Origin of the sequence: Mesorhizobium sp. M7D.F.Ca.US.005.01.1.1, from assembly GCF_003952545.1 — a bacterium.
Classification (GTDB): domain Bacteria; phylum Pseudomonadota; class Alphaproteobacteria; order Rhizobiales; family Rhizobiaceae; genus Mesorhizobium; species Mesorhizobium loti.
Genome location: NZ_CP034453.1, coordinates 5504666 through 5522808, shown reverse-complemented (window position 1 = coordinate 5522808; position 18143 = coordinate 5504666). Strand labels below are relative to the sequence as shown.

Genomic DNA, 18143 nt, shown 5'->3' with positions numbered 1-18143 from the left:
GACAGGCCGACGGGCAGGGCGGTTTCCGCCCCCGACAGAAAGACGGCAGAGGCGCGGCTTTCGCGCCCCGCCCAAACCGCCGGGCTGTAAAGCCGGTCCGGCTGAGCCGGCGTCAGCCGGCCCTCGAACCACACACCCTGACTGCGGCCCGGCTGGCCAAACCTGACGCTGCCTGACGGCGCGCGGCCGAAGGCAGAATTTTGGATGGAGCCTGGACATGGCAAGCTATACCGACCCCGAATTGCAGGAGATCGCCCGCTGGCTGAAGGACGGGCTTTCCGCCTCCAGGATCGCCGCCGCATTCAGCGCGCTGCGCGGCAATGCGGTGTCGCGCAACGCCATCATCGGCATCGTGCACCGCAACGCCATGCTGGGCGCGATCGGCTTTGCCAATGGCAAGGGGTTGCCGGCCGGGGCCAAGCGGGCTGCACGCAAGCGCAGGGTGAGCAAGCGGGCGAACGGAACATCGGCGAGCGCCAGGCCGGCCGCAGGCACCATCGACGCTGCGCTCGCTGTCACCGGCACGCGCAAGGCGGCCACCACAAAGCGCGACGCTTCGCCGGCCTGGCTGCCGCCGCGCCTGTTCGTGCGCGAGGTGGGCGTGCTGATCGCCGACGGCGAGGCCTATCGTTTCAAGGTCCCGGTGCCGCCGCGCACGCCCGTCGGCCGCCAGCCGCATGGCGTGGCGATGCGCTTCATCGACTGCCTGTTTGACCGCTGCCGCGCGCCGCTGGACCTGACGCTGGAAGAGGACCCGGACAACGACGCTCCAGGCAGCCGGCCGGGCGCCGACATGCTGTGCTGCGGCATGCGCACCAGGGCGCTGAAAAGCTATTGCCCCTACCATCAGGCACGCTTCCAGCGGCGCGTTTTCGAGGGTGAGCCGAGGTCCGCGCAGCGGACGAAAAGCCAATTGCTTGGCTTTTCGAACGGCGAACGCCCGAAGCGATAGCGAAGGCAGGGTGCCGGCAGGTGGATGAGGGGCAGCGCCGACGTAGCGGGAGTGAAAGCAGATATGAACTTCAAGCGTTCGATTCAGATGCCACTTACCGAAGCGCTGGCGCCGCCCCTCATTGTCCTGCCGGGCGTTCGTTGTTCGAAAAGCCAAGCAATTGGCTTTTTGTCCGCTGCGCAGACCACGCCTCACCCCCGTAAACGGGGAGAAAGAGGCGGAACCCCCTCCAAAACCCTATTTCGGCGCCTGCCGGCCCTGCTTGGGCGTGCGGCTCTGCACGCTCCTTGCATCCATCGTCATGGCCGGGCTGCCTTCGTCGACCAATATGTCGGCCACCCGGGCAAAGCCGGTGAACACTTTCATGGCATCGGCTTCGGAAATCTGCGCGGCGATTGCCGCGCTGCAGGCGTTGAGGGCGCTGCGGTAGACATGGCCGCGCCGCTCAAGCGGCCAGCGTTGCAGGAAGTCGGCAGCTTCGCTGACGCTGTCGATCTCTTCAATCTGCTCGTCCATCCGCACCTTGAGCGGCACTCCGGTCTTCATCGTACCCACGGCGTTCACCTTCGCTTTGCGCGCGGCTCTACCTACCGCTTTCATAAACGCGCCGCGCCGGCGGGCGGTTGCATCAATTTTTCGGCCGGCGCGCGCCTGTCACCAACCGGCCACGGCATCCAGCCAGTCATGGGCGCGGCTTTTCGGCTTCGCCACAACTATGTTCTGTTGCCTGGCCGCCTTGGTGAGAGCCTCGAAGGCGATGCGCTGGCAGCAGGTGCCGTCGACGGCGAGCGCGACCAGCCGGGCCGCCTCGACATAGGCAGGTGCTGTCTTGTCGGGCCATTGCTGGCTCAGCGCCCTGGCGGCCTCGGCCACCGAGCTGACCAGCATGGTTGTGTTGTCGCAAAAGCGCAGGGTAACCGGCATGAAGGCTGTCATCGGCATCTCTCCCGTGTCCGTGGACGCCGCATAACGTCGAAAATTCGCGCTGGTTCCATTAGCCCCGATGCGGGCAAGCTCTCGCGTGTGCTGCCATGAGCGAACGGCCCTTCATGCAGCTCTACGTCTCCGATTTCGTCGGCGACACGCTGCAGCTCTCCACCGAGCAGATCGGCGCCTACATGCTGTTGTTGATGGCGATGTGGAACGCCGGCGGCAGCTTGCCCGACGACGACGCCAGGTTGGCGCGGGTGGCGCGCCTGTCGCTGAAAAAGTGGCGTGCGCTGAGTCCCGACCTGTTGATCTTCTTTGAGCGCGCGGGCGGCGAGATCGGCCACAAGCGGCTGACGAAAGAGCTGCGCAAAGCCCAGGTCAAAAGCCAAGCGAGGGCCGCCGCCGGGGCACGCGGTGGCGCCGCCACCGCCTTGAAAACAAAGACGCATGCAGCGGCAAATGCCGGTGGATTGCCGCGGCATCTCCCAGACTCCAGAAACCAGATGGAAAAAGCTGCCGCTTTTTCCCCGGACAACGCGAAGCGTTTGTCCTCCGAAAATGCGCAGCATTTTTCGCTGGGCAATGCGAAGCCTGCGGATTTCTCCCCGGCAGGCAAAAACAAAACGGCTCCCGTTTTTTCGGGAAGAAAGCCCGGCTGGCATCAGCCGAAAACCCACACCGACGCCGCCAACGCCATCATTGAGGAGATACGCAGACATGACCGCAGCCGAATTGCAGCAGGCGACCAAGGCGTTGGCCGCGATGTTCTCATGCTTCCCGCAATCCGCGCTGACTGACGTCGACATGCAGATGCGCGGCTATCTCAGCGCCGTGCAGGATGCCGAGCTGACCGACGTGCAGAGCGCCATCCAGCGCTTCATGCGCGGCGAGGTGAAAACCGGCAACGCCCAGTTCTGCCCCTCCAGCGCGCAACTCTGCATCGAACTGCGCGAACGCCGCGCGATACGAGAGCTGCTGGCGCGACGGGCGGCGGGCACGCTGGGGCCTGCTGCCATCAAGAGGAGCTAGACCCCCTCGTCCGGCCGCTTCGCGGCCACTTTTGCCGGGGCGAGTCACCTGCCTCGCCCGTCCTTCGGACCCCCGTGGGGGAGAAGAGGAAGGCGCCGGCGCTGCAAGTCTCCTCTCCCCTCGGGGAGACGGTGGCCGAGCGAAGCGGAGGCCGGGTGAGGGGGAGTTACACGGCCAGTTATCAGCCAACGCCCGACCCAACACCCCAACCAGGAGCCATCCATGCCCAGGAAAACCAAATCCGCCAAACCACAGGCGCCGAAACTGCCCAAGGGCGAGGCCGAGCAGGTACGTATCCGGCGCGAGGTCGGCCATGATTTCGCGCTCAGGGACGACGCCTTCGGCCGCAAGCGGCTGGCCGCCGGCACTTCTGAGGCAAGCCGCGTCTACGAAGTGTCTAATGACGGCTTCACATCCACAGGCGGCATCGTGCGGGTGCGCACTATCGACCCGCTCATCGGCATCACCTCGCTGTCGCGCCAGCAGCGCGAAGCCGGCCTGCGCTACCGCGGGGATTTCCGCTGCAGCCAGCAGGCTGATGTCAAGCCGATGCGCTGGACCGAGCGCATCGACGGTGGCCGCCACGGCGGCGGCATCGCCGACAGCGTGCTGGACGCCGGCCGCGCGCACGCCGCCGCCACCAGGGCGCTAGGCCATTGGGAAGTGGCCGCCGTGGTGCGACAAGTCTGCTGCGCGGAAGGCTCGATCAAGGGCGTGGCGGAGCAGACGGGCGAGGGCCGCGACGTCGTGACGAAGCTGCTGAAGGTCGGGCTGGATCTGCTGGCGGTGCATTATGGGATGATGATGGGGCGGCGGTGAGGGGCGCAATGATCCGACCGGCGATGCCGGCCGGATCATGATTTCATACGATCAGGTTACCGGCAGACGCGGATTTCCTCAGTGATCCTGTGGTGGTAGCGCCAGTGCGTGACCAGTTCCACGTGGCAACGGTGGTGCCGGTGGAAATAACGCGGCCTGTAGCCGTTGTCGTAGGCGTCGTAGGGGCTATAGACGTAGCGGCCGCCATAATCCCCATAACCATCGTAATAGTCGTTACCGTAGTAGTCGTTATAGCCGCCGATGCCGATAAAGACATGACTGCGGGCGTCCGCGGGGGCGATCATCGCCGCCGCCGAAGCAATGGCGATAACCGAAACAAGCAGGAGCTTCTTCATAGCTACCTCCTTTTCAAGGTTGACCTAATATAACCCCCGAGATGCGGCCTCGTTCCACAGATTCGTAAGACAAAGGATGCGGATACCGGCGCGCGAGAGTCCTGGGCCGCGCAATGGGGTGGCTGGCGTGGCGCGACAAGTCTGCTGCGCCGCTTCTCACCCCTAAAACAGCGCCCGCTCCAACGGCCCTTCCAGCGTCTCCGCAAACGCCGTCGCCAGATGGTGCCTGTCGCGGAAAGCTAGCTTGCCGCCGATGACGACGTGGCAGGCTGTTGGGCCACAGAAGTGGTTGGTGAGGTCGACATAGCGCGTGTCGGGCACGCTTGCCACGACCGCGCGCTCGGCGGCGGCGGTGCTGTCGTTGGCGGCGTCCGTCCTTGGTGTGTCGCAGTGCGGCGAGGGTGCCTCGCGCCACCACAGCGCGCGCGCCACGCAGGAGTCGGCGAAGCTGGCGTTGATCGGTGTGTCGCGAATCACGGCCGTCTCGACACCGGCCCGACTGAAGGCCTGCAAGGTCGAGCGCAGGCCGGCCTGCCAGCGCGCGGTCTCGGCTCTGCGGCCGGCGGTGGGCATATCGCGCGTCAGGTTGCCGATGGAGAATTCCGAGATCACCACCAGGCGCGGCTTGGCGCGGATGATGTCTGCTATCGCTTGCTCGCGCCAGGCGTCGCATTCGGTGTAGTCGCGCTTCAGCACCGTGTTGAAGGTGGAGAGGCGCGAGGCGCGGCATGATGATTTGAGGTAGGTGACCACCTTGGTGTCGTTGCGCTTGGCCGCTTCGATCAGCGGCGTCGACCAGTGGTCGGCATGCGAATCGCCGAACAGCACGACGGTATGGGCGGCATCCGCGGCGCCGAACACGCAGGGTTTTGGCGTCACCGTGTGGAAGTCGAGCAGGCAGCTCTTGTCGACGGCACGCGCGATGGAGGGTTTTTCGGCGGCTTGTTCGATGCCGCGCTGCTCGGGGCCGATGTTGCGCTGGGCCAGATGCGCATTGGCATAGGCGACCGCTACGCCGGCACCGGTCAGCGCCAGCGCTGGAATCAGAGCAATTGCAGGAAAAGTGGGAAGCGGTTTTGCGCCCGCAATTGCGCTGGGAAAGGCGCGGGCGCCCGCCGTCAGCCAGGTGCCGCGCCGCGCCGGGTTCTCGATCAGATGATAGGTGAGCACCGACAGCGCCAGCGCCAGCACACCGCAGCCAAGGCGCTGCGGGACGGAGAGATCCGGCGCCAGCATCCCGGCATAGACGATGACCGGCCAGTGCCAGAGATAGAGCGAATAGGAGAGCGTGCCGATCCATTGCAAAGGCGGCAGTGACAGGGCGGCGGCCGGGCCAAGGGCTGGCCTGCCGGTCCGCCCATTGGTCTGCTTGCCGGTCTGCTCTTGGCCAACGCCACTCAGCAGCACCAGCACCGTGCCGGCCACCGGCAGCAGCGCATACCAGCCGGGGAAGGGCAGGTCTTCGCTCAAGCAGAGATAGGCCGCCGCGATCAGCGCCAGGCCGAGCCAGCCAAGGGCGGGCCGCAGCCAGGCGCGGTGTTGCTGGAAAGCTGCCGGCACCAGTGTCGCCAGGCCGCCGGCGGCGAACTCCCAGGCGCGCAGCGGCGAGAAATAGAAGGCCCAGGCCGGCGCGACGGTGGTCAGCCAGAGGCAGGCGGCGAAGGAGGCGAGGCCGGCCACGCCGATCACGGCCACGACCGTGCGTCGGCCCGGCCGCAGCCAGGCGGCCAGCAGAAGCAGCGCCGGCCAGGCCAGATAGAACTGCTCCTCCACGGACAGCGACCAGAAGTGGATGAAGGGATTGCTGGTGGCGTCGGCGGCGAAATAGTCGAACGACCAGCGCAGCAGCCACAGATTGATGGCGTAGGCGGAAGCGAACATGGCGCCACGCGAATAGAGCGCCTGCTCCTGCGGCGCCAGGATGAAGTAGCCGGCGGCCAGCGTGACCAGGATGACGAACAAGGCTGCCGGCAAAAGCCGCCGGGCGCGCCTGGCATAGAAGCGCCAGAGGTCGAGCCGGCCGGTCTCGGTGATTTCCTGCATGAGGTGGGTTGTGATCAGCCAGCCGGAGATGACGAAGAAGATGTCGACGCCGGCAAAGCCGCCGGGGAGCGCGGTGAGGCCGAAATGATAGGCGACGACGCCGCCGACGGCGAGCGCGCGCAATCCTTGTATGTCCGGCCGGAACGATGCTGCCACGGAGACTCCTTCGTGCAGGCCCGACCCGCAAATCCACCCCTTTGGCAGTGTCGGTCGGGCAGGCTGATATCGCAACGCAACAAATCTATCGCAGTGCAACATGACCAGAATGGGACGACGGTGCAGGGAGTGGGAGACGGTCCAGGTCTGGCGACGCTCACCAAAACGTTCTTGGCCGCAGCTTGACAGGGCGGGCACGGCTGATGCCTCTTGGCGTTGTCATTCGGGCCATGGGGACATCGATGAAGAAGATTTATGAGAAGCCGACGCTCGACAAGCGCGGGAAGCTGTCCACCGTGACAGCGGGTCCACCCAGTTCCGGGAGATAACAAATACCCTTCGATCTTTGGCTGCTTTCTGTGTGCCATCCCGGTGTTTTTAGCTTTGGCTTGACAACATCGTGCCGCGGGCGCCCTTTAAAGCGCTCGCTTGGGGGCAGAGGATATCCCGTGAAAAAGACCTACGAAAAGCCGGTGCTGGTAAAGCGCCAGAAGCTCTCAAATGTCGTGGCGAGCGCGGTCTCAGTGACGGACTGACAGGTCCCGCTCGACGATCAGGGTTTGAAGCCGACAGGCTGCGGGCTTGCCCGTTTCGAAGCCCGGACGCAAAACAGCCCCGCAAAGGGGCTGTTTTTTCGTCGGTCAGTGGATCGCTACTTGCTGCCGCCGTTCGCTTTCACGCTGCTGCAGAATTCCGGATGGCTGTTGGCCGCAGTGGCGTCCTTCGACTCGTCCTCGCAGGCCTTCATCATCGCGGTCTGGTCGTCCGGCGTTAGGGCCTTCCAGGCCTTCACGAAGTCGTCGTTGCTGACCATCGTCTTCATGCTGGAGTCGGTGTAGAAGGGCTGCATCTTGGCCGGATCGTCGAGAGCCGACGTTTTGGCAAACGCCGCGCCGCCGACCATCGAAAGCGCCATGGCGCCCAAGCAGATCATCTTGATGTTCATGGTACAATCCTCCTGTTGCTTTGAGATCGTCGAGCAACGATCGTCTGGAAAAACGACAGGTCTGGATGAAAGTTCCAGGAAGCAGGCCAATCCCGGGTAAAATATAGTCGAAAAAAGCTTGAAACTTTTTCAGATTTTGCTCGTTTCGGCCAAAGTGGGATTCCATGACCGGAATCATTTGCCGCGCGATCAAGATTGCGGGCTGCCTTGCTGTGCCGCGATGCGCATAGGGCCACTGGATTTGCCGCTCTGGTCGACTCCAGACAATCAACCGGCATGTCAGGCAGGAAACAGGAACGCCGCTGTCGGATCGAAAAAGACCTGCCGGCTGCAGGGCGTCAGGTCCTGCGACGGCATGGCGGCGGAGGTCGGCCTGATGTCGACCCCCTCGCCGCCGGCGGTGCGCGCGACGATGCGCCGGCGCTCGCCGTAGAAGGCGACATCGACGATCTCGACGTTGAGTTCCGCGCTCGCCGGGCGCCTCTCCATGCCAAACGCTTCCGGCCTGATCATCAGCCTGGTCTTCTGGCCTTTGCCGAACGTGCCGTTGGCCCTGACGCCGGAGACGACCGAACCGTCGGCCAGCCGGATTGTTGCCGTGCCATCCTTGGTGTCGAGATGTTCTGCGGCGAGGAAATTCGAATTGCCGATGAAGCCGGCGACGAAATCGGTGGCTGGCCGCAGATACAGGTCCTCGCCGCTGCCGGTCTGCTCGATGCGGCCGTCCCGGAACAGTGCGATCCGGTCCGACAGATGCAGCGCCTCTTCCTGGTCGTGGGTGACGTAGAGGATGGTGACGCCGGTCTCGCGATGGATGCGGCGGATTTCGCCCTGGATTTCCTCGCGCAATTTCTTGTCGAGCGCCGACAAGGGTTCGTCCATCAACAGGATCGGCGGATCGTAGGCCAGCGCACGGGCGAGCGCGACGCGCTGCTGCTGGCCGCCCGACAGGGCGCCCGGCAAGCGCTGGGCGAAGCTTTCGAGCCGCACCAGGGCCAGCATGTCGGCGACCTTCTTCTTCACCTCGGCCTCCGGCCGGCGGCGAACCCGCAGCGGAAAGGCGACGTTCTCGGCCACCGTCAGATGCGGAAACAGCGTGTAGCGCTGGAAGACCATGCCGATGTTGCGCCTGTGCGAAGGCACGGCAAGCAGCGATCTTCCTTCCAGCTCGACATCGCCGGAACTCGGATCCTGGAAGCCGGCGATGGCGTAGAGCGTCGTCGACTTTCCCGAGCCTGAAGGCCCGAGGAAGGTCAGGAACTCGCCTTTGGGTATGTCGAGGGTGACGTCGTGCACGGCGGTGATGGCGCCGAACGCCTTGCGCAGATTGCGGATGGAGAGGAAGGGCTGGGTCATGTCTTGACCTTTCGCTGCAGCAGTGCCGTCACCACCATCAGGGCCAGCGTCAGCCCGACCAGCAAGCTGGAGGCGGCGGCGATGACCGGGCTCAGGTCCGAGCGCAGGCTGCCCCAGATCTTGACGGGCAAGGTTTGCAGGCTGGGGCTCGCCATGAAGATCGCCACCACGACTTCGTCCCAGGAGGCGAGGAAGGAAAAGATCGCGGCGGAAAAGATGCCGATGCGGATCGATGGCAAGGTGATCCTGAGCCTGGCCTCGAGTGGGCTTGCGCCGCAGACGATGGCCGCGTCCTCGATCGACTTGTCGAAGCCTTCCAGTGCGGTGGCGATCGGGATGATGGCGAAGGGCAGGGCCAGCACGGTGTGGGCGATGACGAAGCCGATCGTGGTGCCGCCGAGGCCGAGGCGCAGGAAGAAGGCGTAGATGGCGATGGCGAAGACGACGACGGGCAGCACCATCGGCGTCAGCAGCAGGCCGCGCAGGATCTCACGCCCGGCAAACTGTCCGCGAACCAAAGCGAAGGAAGCGAGAAGGCCGATCACCACGGACAGGATCGCCGTCATGGTGGCGATCCTGGCGCTGGTCAGCGCAGCGTCGAGCCAGGCCGGGTCGGCAAACAGCTCCTGGTACCATTTCAGTGTCCAGCCGGGCGGCGGAAAGGCCAGCCAACGCGACGAGCCGAAGGAGAGCAGGACGATGAAGACGACAGGCAGCAGGAGAAAGCCGGCAACCAGAGCGGTGAAGCCGAGCAGGGCAATTTTCAGCCAGCCCATACGGTCATAGTCGAGCAACATCTCAGGCGCCTCCGCTGATGCGCCTCGCCCCAACAAGGCGCAGCTGCAGCGCGTAGAGCGCCATGGTGACGACAAGCAGGATGAAGGCTGCGGCGCTGCCCAGCCCCCAGTTGAGCAGCGACTGGATCATCTGCGCGATCATTTCGGCCAGCATCATGTTCGAGGTGCCGCCGAGCAGTGCCGGGGTGACGAAGTAGCCGAGAGACATGACGAAGACCATCAGGCCGCCGGCAGCGACACCGGGCAGCGACAGCGGCAGCAGGATGCGGCGGAATGCCTGGAAGGGGCTGGCGCCGCACAGTGCCGCGGCACGAAGCGTCATCGGGTCGATCGCGCGCAGCGTGCCGACCAGCGGCAGGATCATGAAGGGCAGCATGATGTAGACCATGCCGATGGTGACGCCGGTGAGATTGTTGATGAGCGGCAGCGGCTGGTCGATGATTCCAGCGGCCATCAGCGTCCGGTTGATGACGCCGGTGCGCTGCAGCAGCACCATCCAGGCATAGGTGCGGGTCAGCAGATTGGTCCACATCGACAGGATGATGACGCCGAAGACGATCGAGGCCATCGCCGAGGGCATGATCGCCAGCATCCAGGCGACCGGAAAGGCGACGAGGACCGTGACGATAGTGACCACCGACGCGACCAGGAAGGTGTTGAAGAATACCCGCGCATAGGTGCCGTCACCCAGCAGCGTCGCGTAGTTCTGCAGGCCGGGTTCGGGCTCGGTGACACTGCGCAAGAGCAGGGCCAGAACCGGCACGACGAAGAACAGCACGATCAGGACCAGCGCCGGCAGCAGGCCGTTGAGGCCTGCCGGCATGCGGAATGTTGGTAGGCTCTGGCGTGTTTCGACCGACATGGCAGCGATCCGGCTATGGGACGAGACGGTGTGGCCGTCTCGTCCCTTGCTGTTCAAGGGACAGGCTTATTTCGCCTGCCAGGCATACCAGCGCGTGGCGATCTCGTCGCGGTGCTCGGCCCAGTAGTTCATGTCGAGATTGATCTGTCCGTCGACATGGGCGTCCGGCAGTGCCTTCACCGCATCGGCTGGCATCTCGGCCTTGGCTTTGGTGTTGATAGGCGCATAGCCGCTGGCTTCGGCAAACTTCGCCTGGCCGGCCGGGCTGCTTGCGGCGGCGAGGAACTTCATCGCGGCGTCCTTGTTCTTGGCGCCCTTCGGCACCACCAGGACGTCGGCGGCCGTCAGGTTCTGGTTCCAGGAGACGCCGACATCGGCGCCATCCTTCTCCAGCGCGAAGACGCGGCCGTTCCACAGCTGGCCGAAGGTTGCTTCGCCGGACGCGATCAATTGCTGCGACTCCGCCCCGCCACCCCACCAGACGATGTCGGACTTGATGGTGTCGAGCTTCTTGAAGGCGCGGTCGAGATCGAGCGGATAGAGCTTGTCGGCCGGCACGCCATCGGCCAGCAGCGCGATCTCGATGACGCCGGGCGCCGACCATTTGTAGAAGGTCCGCTTGCCCGGGAATTTCTTCGTGTCGAACATGTCGGCCCAGCCGGCCGGGTCGCCCGAAACGGCGCCCTTGTTCCAGGCGAGCACGAACGAATAGTAGAAGCTGCCGACGGCGTGATCGGTGGTGAAGCGCGGGTCGAGATCGGCCTTCGGCACTGCGGCGAAGTCGATCGGCTCGAGCAGGCCATCCTTGGCCGCCTTGATGGCGAAATCCATCTCGACGTCGACGACATCCCAGTTGACGCTGCCTGCGTCGACCATCGCCTTCAGCTTGCCGTAGTCGGTCGGGCCGTCCTGCATGACCTTGATGCCGGATGCGGCCGTGAACGGTTCGGCCCAGGATTTGGTCTGCGCTTCCTGGGTCGTCCCGCCCCAGGAGATGAACACCATGTCCTCGGCCCTTGCGGCCGTCGTTGCCAGAAGTGTCGTTGCGAGAAGTGTTGTTGCAAGAAGGCGGGCAAGGACGCCGGTGGTGATCAGTTTCATGTCGTTCTCCTCTGTTTGTTTTCGTTGTTTTCTGTTTGCGACCGGCGTTTTCGCCTTGATCGCGTTTCCCCGGCCTGCGGCGGCTACCGCATGACGAAAGGATCGGGAATCGGGTCGTCCGAGGTGCGTATCCACACCGATTTCGAACGCGTGTAGTCGCGGATCGCGTCCATGCCACCTTCGCGGCCGAGGCCCGACTGGCCATAGCCGCCAAACGGAACCAGCGGCGAGACGGCCCGGTAGGTGTTGACCCAGACCACGCCGGCATGGATGACGCGCGCCATGCGATGGGCCTTGGCGAGATTGGTGGTGAACACGCCGGACGCCAGGCCGAACGGCGTGTCGTTGGCAAGCGCGAGCGCCTCGGTTTCCGTATCGAAGGCGAGCACGCTGAGCACCGGACCGAACAGCTCTTCGCGCACGCAGGGCAGGCCGGTGTTGTCATTGGCATCGATGATCGTCGGTGCGTAATAGAGGCCGCTTTCGTGGCCGGTGGGCCGCTCGCCGCCGGTAACCAGCCGTCCGCCCGCGGCAAGGCTTGCGGCCACGATCTTCTCGATCCAGTCGCGCTGCCGGGACGTGGCAAGCGGCCCCATTTCGGTTGCGAGATCTTGCGGGTCGCCGATCCGGATCGCTTCTGCCTTGCCCTTCAACCGGGCGAGGAATTCGCCCTTCACCGAACGCTCGACCAGCAGGCGTGAGCCGGCGACGCAGCTCTGGCCGGTGGCGGCGAAGATGCCGGCGACGACGGCGTTGGCGGCACTGTCGAGATCGGCATCGGCAAACACCACGACCGGGCTTTTGCCGCCCAGTTCGAGCGTGGTGTAGGCGAGATTTTCCGCCGTGTTCCTGACGATCTGGCGGGCGGTTGCCGGACCGCCGGTGAAGGCGACACGAGCGACGAGCGGATGGCTGGTCAGGCGCTGGCCGCAATCATGGCCGAAGCCGGTCAGGATGTTGACGCTGCCCGCGGGAAAGCCGGCCTCATGGATGAGTTCGGCGAAGGCGAGCAGCGGGGCAGGGCCATCTTCCGATGCCTTGAGGACGACGGTGCAGCCGGCGGCAAGCGCCGGCCCGAGCTTGACGGCGGACAGGAAGAGCTGCGAATTCCACGGCACGAGCGCGGCGACGACGCCGATCGGCTCAGGCCGGATCGTCACTTCCATGTCCGCTTTGTCGATGGGGACGAACGCGCCTTCGTGCTTGTCGGCCAGCCCGCCATAGTAGCGGTAGTAGTCGCCGACATAGGCGATCTGGGCGCGGGTCTCGCGGATGATCTTGCCGGTGTCGCGCGTCTCGAGTTCCGCCAGCCGGTCGGCATTGGCGACGACGAGATCACCGAGCAGCACCAGGAGCTTGCCGCGCGCTGTTGCCGTCATCGCTGCCCATGGGCCGGAGCGCAGCGCAAGGTGAGCGGCTTCGACGGCGCGATCAACGTCATCGGATGACGCAGCAGGCATCCTGGCCCATGCCGTGCCGGTCGACGGGTCGATGCTGTCGAAGGTCGCTGCCGCGTCCTCGAAGCCGCCGTCGATATAGTTCCTGAATTGAGCGGTGCTCATCGCGATCCCGCTTTCGGTTCGGCAAAAGCCGGCATCACCCTGTCGATGAAGAGCTGCAGCGATTTCTTCTTGCGCTCATGGGACAGGCCGCTGTCGATCCAGATCGAATACTGGTCGTAGCCCAGCGCCTCATAGACCTTCAGCCTGGCGATCACCTCGTCGGCTTCGCCGATGACGAGGTTCTGCCGGATCTTGTCCGGCGCATATTGCGGCATGGCCGCGATCTCGGCCTCGCTCAGCGGCTCCAATATGCCCTGGCGCACCGGCTTCTTGTTCTGGAACCAGGCGCCGAACTGGCAGTAGAATTGCGACAAATCCTGCGCCAGGCGATCGGCATCGGCCGCGTCCTCGGCAACGAATGTGTGCATCAGCAGCATAATTTCCGGCCGCGCTATGTCGGGGTGGGCAGCACAGGCGGTGTTGAAGCGCTCCATCAGGCTGGCCACTTCGCCGTCGCCGGAGGCCAGCGGCGTCACCTGCACATTGCATTTGCTGGCAACGGCAAAGTCGTGCGAGTTCGGATCACGCGCTGCCACCCAGATCGGCGGATAGGGCTTTTGCAGCGGCTTGGGCGACGAGGTGGTCGAGGGGAACGACCAGAACTCGCCGGAGAGTTCGAAATCGCCATCCCACAGGCCGCGGATCGCCGGCACCATCTCGCGCATCCGCTGGCCGGCCCCCCAGGCCTCGAGGCCGGGAAAAAGCCGCTGGTATTCGTAAGCGTAGGCGCCGCGCGCAATGCCGATGTCGAGGCGGCCGCCGGAGATCACGTCGGCCATCGCCGCTTCGCCGGCAAGCTTGATCGGGTGCCAGAACGGCGCGACGATGGTTCCGGTGCCCAGCCGGATGCGCCTGGTCTTGGCGGCGAGCCAGGCGATGTTGATGAACGGGTTCGGCGAGATGGTGAATTCCATGCCGTGATGCTCGCCGATCCAGGCGGTCTCGAAGCCTGCCTCTTCGGCCTGCACAACCAGCTCTTCCAGCTCACCGACAAGCTCGGAATGCGGCTTGGCCAGATCCGAGCGCTCCATGTGGACGAACAGCGAGAATTTCATCAGCGTCACCCGCGACCGGAAAGAAGAACTGGCTTGGCGAGCGGCCGGACTTCGCCTTCGACCTCGTTGCCGACATAGACGCCGAATGCATCTTCCGTGCGTTCGCGAACATAGCGGGCAAGCATCGACCGCACCGCAGGGTCGGCGATCCTGAGATCGGTTATCTGCTCGATGTCGACAAGCCGGATCCGTCGATCATCGGAACACGGGCCGTCGATCGTTCCGCGATAATAGACATGCGTGCGCGACGGAGCGGCTGCGTCGTCCCAGACGGCGAACAGGAAGCCTAGTTGCGCGTCGATAGTCTTGGCGGCAAGGTGCCCCTTGAGGCTGCGCGGATCTTTCGGCGTGCCCAGTCCGCGTCCGGCCGGCAATTCGTGGAAGCCGTCGGATGTCTCGAAGAACAGCACGCGGCCGTCATTCTCGAGAATGGCGCCGACTTCCGTGTCCGGGGGTGCGGCCGCCAGCGCCTCCTGGCTGAGGCCGGGCGTCACATAGGTGCCCCGGCAATAGCCGAGCGGCTGTGCTCCATTGTGGCTGAAATCGCGCACGCGGCCGATCAGGATCGAGTGATCGCCGGCGTCGACCAACTGCTGCATGGCGCAATCGAACACCGCGACGGAACCGTCGATCAGGGGATTGCCGGTCTGTCCCGGTTGCCAGGCCACGCTCGCGAACTTGTCGGCGGCCTTGGAGGCAAAGATGCCGGACTGGGCTTTCTGGCTCTCCGACAGGATGTTGATGGCAAAGCCCTTCGACGTCGAGAAGGCGCTGTGTCCCAGCGCCTTCTTGGCGATGCAGACAAGCACCAGCGGCGGATGGAGCGAGACCGAGGTGAAGGAGTTGGCGGTGAAGCCGCGCGGCTCGCCTTCCGCACTGACCGTGGTGACGATGGTGACGCCGGTCAGGAAGGAGCCGAGCGCGCGCCGGAATTCGCCGCTGTCGAAGGCGGGATCGGCCTGCGGCGTCGCGGCTTCGGCGTCAAGAAAGGCGCTGATGTGTCGAGTCACTTTTTCGGGCGAAGCCATTGCCATCATGTGCCTTTCTCCGCTGAGCACCAGGCATTGACCGTGCGGCGCGAGCCTCGCCATCGCCGCCGACATGGAAGGGGTCGAATTGCCGTCGTCAGACCCGGTCATGAACAGGGCTGGTGCGGCCAGCCCGGCCAGGGCATCGGCATGCTGGGCATCGGCATGGGCAAAAAGACGATAGGTGCGCGCGTAGCCCTCCGGGTCGACGCCTTCAAGGGCCGCGCGGGCGGTGGCGGCCGCCCCCACCAGGCTCTCTGGCAGCGGGTCGCCGAACCAGCGGGCAAGCGTTGCCGCAATGGCGGAAGGATCGCCATGCGTGCCGAGCGCCGCCGCTCGCTGGCGCACGGCCTGCGCCAGGGCCTCGGGTCGGCGGAACACCGCGTTGAGGCAGACGATGGAGCGGACGCGCGAAGGCGCGCGAAGGGCGATTTCCAGGGCGACCAGCGCGCCCATCGAATGGCCGACGATCGACACCGAGGCGAGACCGAGATGGTCAAGCAGACGCAGCGCCTGATCGGCGAAATCCGAAAGGGCGGCATGTTCCGGCGGCAAAGGTGAGGTGCCGTGGCCGAGCATGTCGATGGCGATGAGGTCGTGGCGGTCTCTCATCGACGCGATCTGATCCTGCCAGATCGTTGCGTTCATGCCGACGCCGTGAATGAGCAGAACCGGCGCGCCGGAGCCGGCGCGGATGAAACCGGTGCCGTCCGGCGCCGTGTTGCGAACCCATGCGGGGGCGGCGACATCAGCCATGCAGGTCTCCCACCTCCTTGAGGTCCTGATAGCGGTCGCCGATACGGTGATGCGGGCGGCCGCCGATCGAAGCGCCAAGCGCCACCACCAGTTCGTCGGGAGCGGGGGCGTCGCCGATCTGGAAATGCACGGTCAGATAGTGCGAGCGGCGGCCCTCGTCGTTCTTGTCCATCAGCGGGATCATGATCGGCGTATTCGGCCCGCCGCGCAGATTGGTGAAGGCGAGATAGGTCTTGGCGCCCACCGCTCGACGATAGTGATTGCCGAAATGCAGCGTATGGATCAGCGCCGACGCATGCTCAATCTCGCCCGCCGTGCCGCAGATGGCGGCCTTGCCGTAGCCTTCGATCGCCTCGCCCGAACCGGCGACGGCGATGATCTCGCGCGTCAGCAGTTCGCCGAGGACGGGAGCGATGGCGCGGATCTCCGGCGACAGGTCTTCGGTGAAACCGCGGCCCGCCCAGGGGTTCGTCAGCACAGCGGCCACGCCAATCAGGCGCAACGGCCTGGGTGCGGCCTTGCCGCCCTCGATAAGCGTGTTCTCGATGTAGGTGACGGTCTTTCGAATGGCCGGTTTCATCAGCGGTCCTTGGTCGCGATGGCGCGGTGCAGCGCCGTCATCCCTGTATCGTCTTATGGTATACCATGCTATGGAGCGCCAAGGACCTTGTCAATCGGCCGCGGAATCTGTTTTGTGGCGGCGCAAGCGAAGGCGGAGAAAAAATGTCAGACGATACGCTGCGGATCGACCGCTCTGCCAAGACGTTGCGGACGCTGGCGCTGGAACGCATGCGCGATGCGATCATGGGCTTCCACTTCCAGCCCGGTGAAAGGCTGGTCGAGCGGCCGCTTTGCGATCAGCTCGGGGTGAGCCGTTCCGTGGTGCGCGAGGTCCTGCGGCAATTGGAGGCGGAAGGCCTGGTGCAGATGATACCCGGCCATGGACCTGCCGTCGCCAAGCCGGATCTCGGCCGCACCGATGAAATCTATGAACTGCGGGCGCTGCTGGAGGGGATCGCGGCGCGGACTTGCGCCTTGTCGGCCACCGACGCGCAGATCGCCTCGCTCGATGCGGCCTTGACGAACCTGCTCGACGCCTGGGCATCAGGCGCGCCGGTCGAGGTGATGCGGGCGACGACCAGATTCTACGAAACGCTGTTCGGGGCGGCTGACAAGCAGATTGCCTGGGAAATCGTGACGGGGCTGAATGTCCGCATCAACCAGCTGCGCTCGATGACCATCGCGTCGGAGAACCGCCGCGAGCCGGCGATCGCCGAAATGACCGAAATCATGGATGCCATCCGGTCGCGCAAGCCGGACGAGGCGGAAGCGGCGGCCCGGCGGCACGTTGAATCCGCCTGGCAGATCGCACGCAACACGCTTCGCCTTGGCTGACTGCGAACGCCGGCGCGGCTGGTGTATCAGGCCTCACGCGCGAGACTGACCACCAGCTGATCGACACCGGGGTCGTCGAGGCTGACGACATGCGCCATCTGCATCGCCCGTCTCATGCTGATCCTGGTGACGTCCTGGCGCATGATGACCGAAACGCAGGCTGGCCCCGATCCGGTCAGGACCAAGGCGCTGCCGACCAGAACCGGCTCCGAGATGGGGGCCCACTGCACGGTCATGATCGAAGGTTCGGCGGTCTGGCGGCGGTTGATGCCGCTGAAATAGATCCAGTTCAGGCGCGAGATCGCCACGCCGTAATGGTTGCCGGGCACTCTCGCGCCGCCCTGACCATCGCCCGGGGCCCACCGCGTCACCCGCCTGAAGGTGACCAGCTCGGCCTCGCGCCGCACGAAGGTGACCGAGCGCATCAGAAGGTCGGGGTGGCCGGGGACCGAAAAATAGGTGAAATAAGTGCCGCCGGCGATGGCGGGCGAGGGGGGACGCACCATGTTCTCATACAGTGTCTGGCGCAGCGATGCGTGGCCGTCGTCAGCCCCTGCTCCGGCTGCGGGCTCGCGATACAGCTCATTCTCGTCGATCTTGAAGTAATCGCAGATCAGCCTGGCGGTGGCCTTGTTGGGAATGGCCTTGCCTTGCAGGTAGCGTTCGAACTGGGTGCGGTTGACGCCAAGCTCGCGGCACACCGCGCTCACCGAAGCGTGGCGCTGGATCAGCCGCCTGAGGTTGGCGGCGAGATTCTCGCGAATTGGCACGACATCTTCCCCGCGACAGACGTACGAACCATTTATTCAAGCGATAGCTTATATACCATCGCACGCCGTAATCGCGGCGCAAAGGAGGACCTTTGGCCAATAGTGCAGTCGGTTCGGCGCGAAACTGTACGTTTTTGACAGTTTATCTATGCAAGCCATGCAAATGGGCGTATTTCGGTAGCAAGAGCGACCTCAGATCGGCCACTTGACCTCGTATGATGGAGGGCGGT

Annotated in this window: 19 protein-coding genes; 5 read left to right on the top strand and 14 right to left on the bottom strand. The window is 64.8% G+C overall.

What is annotated here, in order from left to right:
- The first annotated feature begins 217 nt into the window (after window positions 1–217).
- A complete protein-coding gene (locus tag EJ076_RS26800; RefSeq protein ID WP_126069876.1) occupies window positions 218–952 on the top strand; it encodes a GcrA family cell cycle regulator in 735 nt (244 codons plus the stop codon).
- Window positions 953–1189: 237 nt separating this feature from the next.
- Here EJ076_RS26800 and EJ076_RS26795 read toward each other — a convergent pair whose 3' ends face one another.
- Both EJ076_RS26795 and EJ076_RS26790 read right to left on the bottom strand, forming a co-directional pair.
- The gene (locus EJ076_RS26795) at window positions 1190–1498 is read right to left on the bottom strand and encodes a DUF982 domain-containing protein (protein ID WP_164548892.1); all 309 of its coding nucleotides are present in this window, start codon (window positions 1496–1498) and stop codon (window positions 1190–1192) included.
- Between the two features lie 108 nt (window positions 1499–1606).
- On the bottom strand, window positions 1607–1888 hold the full coding sequence (locus tag EJ076_RS26790; RefSeq protein ID WP_126069875.1) for a DUF982 domain-containing protein: 282 nt from the start codon (window positions 1886–1888) through the stop codon (window positions 1607–1609).
- 95 nt (window positions 1889–1983) lie between these two features.
- Here EJ076_RS26790 and EJ076_RS26785 point away from each other — a divergent pair, with 95 nt between their 5' ends.
- The 3 genes from EJ076_RS26785 (at window position 1984) to EJ076_RS26775 (ending at window position 3730) form a co-directional block, all read left to right on the top strand.
- The gene (locus EJ076_RS26785) at window positions 1984–2679 is read left to right on the top strand and encodes a DUF1376 domain-containing protein (protein ID WP_126069874.1); all 696 of its coding nucleotides are present in this window, start codon (window positions 1984–1986) and stop codon (window positions 2677–2679) included.
- Window positions 2600–2911 carry a hypothetical protein gene (locus EJ076_RS26780; protein ID WP_126069873.1) on the top strand — a complete coding sequence of 104 codons (312 nt, stop codon included), beginning with the start codon at window positions 2600–2602 and terminating at the stop codon, window positions 2909–2911. The genes EJ076_RS26785 and EJ076_RS26780 overlap by 80 nt, the downstream gene beginning before the upstream one ends.
- 222 nt (window positions 2912–3133) lie before the next feature.
- Window positions 3134–3730 (top strand): DUF6456 domain-containing protein, encoded by a 597-nt coding sequence (locus EJ076_RS26775; RefSeq protein ID WP_126069872.1) that lies wholly within the window; start codon window positions 3134–3136, stop codon window positions 3728–3730.
- 56 nt (window positions 3731–3786) lie between these two features.
- Here EJ076_RS26775 and EJ076_RS26770 read toward each other — a convergent pair whose 3' ends face one another.
- The 11 genes from EJ076_RS26770 to EJ076_RS26715 all read right to left on the bottom strand — a co-directional run bounded on the left by EJ076_RS26770 (window position 3787) and on the right by EJ076_RS26715 (window position 16328).
- A complete protein-coding gene (locus EJ076_RS26770) occupies window positions 3787–4086 on the bottom strand; it encodes a hypothetical protein (RefSeq protein WP_109660461.1) in 300 nt (99 codons plus the stop codon).
- Window positions 4087–4248: 162 nt separating this feature from the next.
- Window positions 4249–6285 carry an acyltransferase family protein gene (locus EJ076_RS26765; RefSeq protein ID WP_126069871.1) on the bottom strand — a complete coding sequence of 679 codons (2037 nt, stop codon included), beginning with the start codon at window positions 6283–6285 and terminating at the stop codon, window positions 4249–4251.
- 652 nt (window positions 6286–6937) lie between these two features.
- Window positions 6938–7231, bottom strand: a complete 294-nt coding sequence (locus tag EJ076_RS26755; RefSeq protein WP_109660466.1) for a hypothetical protein — start codon at window positions 7229–7231, stop codon at window positions 6938–6940.
- 279 nt (window positions 7232–7510) lie between these two features.
- Complete coding sequence (locus EJ076_RS26750; RefSeq protein WP_126069870.1) at window positions 7511–8587, bottom strand: ABC transporter ATP-binding protein; 1077 nt, start codon at window positions 8585–8587, stop codon at window positions 7511–7513.
- Window positions 8584–9384, bottom strand: coding sequence for an ABC transporter permease (locus tag EJ076_RS26745; RefSeq protein ID WP_126069869.1), 801 nt, complete (start codon window positions 9382–9384; stop codon window positions 8584–8586). Before EJ076_RS26745 ends, EJ076_RS26750 begins: the two co-directional genes overlap by 4 nt.
- Before the next feature lies 1 nt (window position 9385).
- A complete protein-coding gene (locus EJ076_RS26740) occupies window positions 9386–10246 on the bottom strand; it encodes an ABC transporter permease (protein WP_126069868.1) in 861 nt (286 codons plus the stop codon).
- 66 nt (window positions 10247–10312) lie between these two features.
- Window positions 10313–11251, bottom strand: a complete 939-nt coding sequence (locus EJ076_RS26735) for an ABC transporter substrate-binding protein (RefSeq protein ID WP_245463113.1) — start codon at window positions 11249–11251, stop codon at window positions 10313–10315.
- 179 nt (window positions 11252–11430) lie between these two features.
- Window positions 11431–12909, bottom strand: coding sequence for an aldehyde dehydrogenase (locus EJ076_RS26730; protein ID WP_126069866.1), 1479 nt, complete (start codon window positions 12907–12909; stop codon window positions 11431–11433).
- On the bottom strand, window positions 12906–13964 hold the full coding sequence (locus EJ076_RS26725) for an LLM class flavin-dependent oxidoreductase (RefSeq protein ID WP_126069865.1): 1059 nt from the start codon (window positions 13962–13964) through the stop codon (window positions 12906–12908). The genes EJ076_RS26730 and EJ076_RS26725 overlap by 4 nt, the downstream gene beginning before the upstream one ends.
- 5 nt (window positions 13965–13969) lie before the next feature.
- Window positions 13970–15748: an alpha/beta fold hydrolase gene (locus tag EJ076_RS26720; protein ID WP_126069864.1), complete on the bottom strand. Its 1779-nt coding sequence runs from the start codon at window positions 15746–15748 to the stop codon at window positions 13970–13972.
- Window positions 15741–16328, bottom strand: a complete 588-nt coding sequence (locus EJ076_RS26715; protein WP_126069863.1) for an amino acid synthesis family protein — start codon at window positions 16326–16328, stop codon at window positions 15741–15743. The genes EJ076_RS26720 and EJ076_RS26715 overlap by 8 nt, the downstream gene beginning before the upstream one ends.
- 143 nt (window positions 16329–16471) lie before the next feature.
- On the opposite strand from EJ076_RS26715, the gene EJ076_RS26710 reads away from it, so the two are divergent.
- Window positions 16472–17143, top strand: a complete 672-nt coding sequence (locus EJ076_RS26710; RefSeq protein WP_126069862.1) for a GntR family transcriptional regulator — start codon at window positions 16472–16474, stop codon at window positions 17141–17143.
- A gap of 26 nt (window positions 17144–17169) precedes the next feature.
- Here the strand turns inward: EJ076_RS26710 and EJ076_RS26705 are convergent, their stop codons facing one another.
- Window positions 17170–17913, bottom strand: coding sequence for a helix-turn-helix transcriptional regulator (locus EJ076_RS26705; RefSeq protein ID WP_109660483.1), 744 nt, complete (start codon window positions 17911–17913; stop codon window positions 17170–17172).
- Window positions 17914–18143: the final 230 nt, after the last annotated feature.